Annotated in this window: 1 protein-coding gene; it reads left to right on the top strand. The window is 35.1% G+C overall.

The features are described 5' to 3' along the window. A partial coding sequence (locus NJT12_RS24845) for a transposase (protein ID WP_271338796.1) occupies positions 1 to 592 on the top strand: 592 nt, incomplete at both ends.

The following is a 592-nucleotide window of genomic DNA, read 5'->3' as shown; positions in this document are numbered from 1 at the left end:
CACACATACTTTATCGAGATCCAATCCATTTTCAGCAATTGATGTATTGAGAGAGCGATCTAAACTGCTACGAAAAACGGTCTATTTATTTGATGACCAATTCAAAGAGCATATGCCCAAGAAAAATGACACCAATGTATTAGAAAAAGAATTAGCCTATTGCAAAGAACTGGAACAGCGCATAGAAAAAGAAGAATCTTTGAGTTCTATACCAGCTGTGAAAGAAAAGCTAAATCTTCTTAAAGAAACGATAGAAGATACTCAGGGAAATTTTATTTTATCAAAAGATACAGATGCTAAAACAGGTCATAAATCTGCTGATAGCTCTTTCTTTGGATACAAGACTCATTTAGCGATGACAGAAGAGCGTATCATTACAGCAGCTGTAGTAACTTCAGGAGAAAAAGGAGATGGTCCGCAATTACCGAAACTTTTAGAGATTAGTCAAAAAAATGGAATTGATGTAAACACTATTATTGGCGATGGAGCTTATACAGGAACAGAAAATATCAAGCAAGCGAGCGATCAAAATATTAAAGTGGTAGCCAAACTAAATATTACAATAGCGCAAGGAGCTAGAAAAGAGGAAGAT

The sequence above is a fragment of the Flavobacterium azizsancarii genome, from assembly GCF_027980145.1.
Lineage (GTDB): Bacteria > Bacteroidota > Bacteroidia > Flavobacteriales > Flavobacteriaceae > Flavobacterium > Flavobacterium azizsancarii.
Note: the sequence above shows the minus strand (reverse complement) of the source record. Positions and strands in the feature narration are given on the sequence as shown.